This is a genomic window from Flavobacterium sp. (genome assembly GCF_043779715.1).
Lineage (GTDB): Bacteria > Bacteroidota > Bacteroidia > Flavobacteriales > Flavobacteriaceae > Flavobacterium.
Genome location: NZ_JAYWDT010000195.1, coordinates 1 through 3,074, shown reverse-complemented (window position 1 = coordinate 3,074; position 3,074 = coordinate 1). Strand labels below are relative to the sequence as shown.

General features: G+C 27.2%; 5 protein-coding genes. All 5 read right to left on the bottom strand.

Translation table 11 applies throughout. From position 1 onward, the window contains the following. Positions 1 to 60: 60 nt before the first annotated feature. Positions 61 to 1,080, bottom strand: coding sequence for a cytochrome-c peroxidase (locus ACH2BG_RS09400; RefSeq protein WP_395047436.1), 1,020 nt, complete (start codon positions 1,078 to 1,080; stop codon positions 61 to 63). Next, on the bottom strand, positions 1,077 to 1,682 hold the full coding sequence (locus tag ACH2BG_RS09395; RefSeq protein WP_395047435.1) for an MbnP family protein: 606 nt from the start codon (positions 1,680 to 1,682) through the stop codon (positions 1,077 to 1,079). The genes ACH2BG_RS09400 and ACH2BG_RS09395 overlap by 4 nt, the downstream gene beginning before the upstream one ends. A 79-nt stretch (positions 1,683 to 1,761) precedes the next feature. Further along, positions 1,762 to 2,226 carry a hypothetical protein gene (locus ACH2BG_RS09390; RefSeq protein WP_395047434.1) on the bottom strand — a complete coding sequence of 155 codons (465 nt, stop codon included), beginning with the start codon at positions 2,224 to 2,226 and terminating at the stop codon, positions 1,762 to 1,764. 2 nt (positions 2,227 to 2,228) lie between these two features. Continuing rightward, positions 2,229 to 2,495, bottom strand: a complete 267-nt coding sequence (locus ACH2BG_RS09385; protein ID WP_395047433.1) for a hypothetical protein — start codon at positions 2,493 to 2,495, stop codon at positions 2,229 to 2,231. Between the two features lie 23 nt (positions 2,496 to 2,518). Continuing rightward, positions 2,519 to 3,074: RNA polymerase sigma factor (locus ACH2BG_RS09380; RefSeq protein WP_395047432.1), on the bottom strand; the 556-nt coding region annotated here is incomplete at its 5' end.

Here is a 3,074-nt window from a genome sequence, read left to right as displayed (position 1 = left end):
TTTGTTAGGGTTTAAATGTTAGACAACAATTAAATTTTATTCTTGCGACAAAAATGATTTTTATTTAGGAAAAGAATATTTTGCATTAAAAAGAAATTCTTTGTCTGTTAAAGTTTTTAAAAAAGCTAACAATTCAGTTCTTTCATTATCGGATAAATTCATTGGTTTTACTAATTGTTTCGATAATGTTTTACTAGTTTTAATTTCCGAATTATAGTGTTTTATCACTTCGGTTAAAGTTTTAAACCGTCCATCATGCATGTAAGGATAAGTAAATTCAATATTTCGTAGAGTAGGTACTTTAAATAGTAAATAATCCTTAGGATTCTGAGTATATTTTATTCTTCCAAAATCGTTTAAAGTTGTATCTATTTCTAAACCATTATTTTCAAATTTATCGCTCGAAAATAAAGGTTCCTGATGACAACTAGCGCAATTTATTTTAAATAAGTTGTATCCTTTTTGCTCTATATCTGTAAATAATTCTTCTTCTCTCATCACTTTATCGTATTTCGAATTAGAAGTTTTTAGCATTACTAAAAACTGTGATAAAGCTTTCAATGTTAATTGTCCTGTAACTTTACTTGTCCCGAAAGCATTATAAAATAATTGTTGGTACTTTTCGTTATTTTGAAGTTTATAAACTACATTTTGCAATGTTTCGTCCATTTCTACTGGACTTGTAATTGGAGCAAGTGGTTGCACATCGAGATGATTTACAGCTCCGTCCCACATAAAAGTTTTACTCCAAGCCAAATTTTGCAAGGTTAACGAATTTCTGTTTCCAATTTTGCCTTCTATTCCGTGACTCAAAGCATGGTCTACGTGTGTAAAACCTGTAGCCTGCAAATGACAATTAGCACAAGAAATAGTATTGTCTTTAGATAAAATTGGATCATAAAATAACTGCCTTCCTAGTTGAAATCTTTCTTCGGTTAACGGATTATTTTTAAAATCATAATAAGGTTTTGACCAACCTTTTGGAATATCGAAATAAATAGGAGTAAGCGTTTTTTTTACAAAAGCTAGTAAAATAATAAGTACAAAACTAAAAAATATATAGACTATAATTTTTTTCATTCTATGTAAAACATTTTTGCGCTCAAATTAGCTAATTCCATAGCTTTCTTACCTGGAATCATGACAGAATTAGTTTCTGAAAGTTGTATTTTATCAAAAAAAGAAGCAAAATTTAATACAACATCAAGATTGTTTGATTTTGCAAATAAAATTACTTTTCGCATAGCATAATTGGGCTTTAAATAGCCACCAATATGAAACTGAAATTCATTTTTTCTAGTCTTACAACTGTTGCTTTTGCCTTCAATTTTCATATTAATATAACCACTTTGCCAAGCCCAATACATTCCTTTTGTAGGATCTAAATCACCAGACAATGCTCCAGAAACGCTAGCAAGACTATCAATACCAATATTAAATGTAATTTTATTTACAATTTTATTTTCAGTTTTACAAATAGGTATTTTTAGTGAATTTTGGTTTTCTATATCAATTAGATGATAACTATTTGATTGTGAAAAAATTGTTTTATCTGCATATTCAATTTGAATTTTGGAAATATAAAATTTAACTAAATTAAGCCGCAATGTGTCTTTACTTTTCGAAATATATACTTTGTTTAGTTCTAAAGGATTTGTATCGAATTTTAAATTCAAGTTCATAAACAAAGAGTCTTTTTCTTTCTGAGCTTGAGAGCTTTCAGAAAAAACCAGACAAAGAATGAAACAAAATATTATTTTTTTAATCATTTCGTGGTTTCGATTTAGAAAATATTTTGGCGAATTCCGTAGTTAAATCAGAAAAACGGTCTAATTGCTCCTTCTTGCAAAGCTTTTTTATATCCTGAAAATGCTTGAAATGTGTGTTTTCAATTTCTTTCTGAATATTTGCCAATTTATTTACTAAACTATCTTTAGTTTTATTATCAACCTCAGATTTTACTAATTCTGAATATAAATTTTGTTTTGTATTTTTAATTTGTTCTTGCAAACTATCTATATTCGATCTGTGCCAATTTATTAACTCTTGGTATGCTTTTGCTTGTTGTTTATTAAAACCTAATTTTCGGATAATTATTTCTCTAGGTTTTGGTTTCTTCTTAATATCTTCTGATCTATTCTCTGAAAAAATAAAAAAACCTAACATTGTAAAGTTTAGAATAATTAGTGCAATTACCGAGAAAGTTAGTAGTTTAATTTTGTCCATAATTAATAAAGTTGGTTTGAATTATAAATAGAAGCTACTAACATTTCGGTATCAGTATTGGATTTATTAGGTCCTGAAAAAATAATTTTAAAATTTAATGAAAATAAAATAGCAAAAGAAGCCGCTGCAATCCAAATCCATTTGTTAGAAACCACATTTTGTTCTTTTATTTTATTTTCAATTTTAGAAAACAGCAAATTATCAGGTGTAATTTGCGTTATTCCATCGGTGCTATCCATAACACTATTTATCCATTTTTCTTGTTCCATAATTGTTTAGACAAATTATTTAATTATTTCTTGCGATGTTCTTCAAATTTATTCGATAATTTTTCTCTCAAACTAGTTTTGGCTCTAAAAATAAGAGATTCGACCGATGAAATACTAAGTTGCATGATGTCTGAAATTTCAGGATTGCTTAATCCGTCTAGTTTAGAGAGTATAAAAGCCGTTTTCTGATTTTCAGTTAACTCATTTATAACGCCAAATAAAATGGCCGATTTTTCTTTATTCTCTAATAAAATTCCAGGATGTTCAAAATTAGATAAATTATTAATTTCCAACTCATTATTGCTTTTACGTCCAAAAACAAAAAAACGTTTTTTACTGGCTTTATGTTTAATGAAATTTAAACTTTTATTGATGGTTATTCTATAAATCCATGTTTTCAGAGAAGATTTATTATTAAATTGATGTAAAGATTCGTGCACTTGAATAAAAATATCTTGTGTAACTTCTTCAGCATCTTCGGTATTTTGTAAATAATTTAGCGCAACATTATAAACCAATACTTTGTATTCATTGTATAAGTTATTAAAATTGGTCGGGTTGTGCTTCATAATATTTATT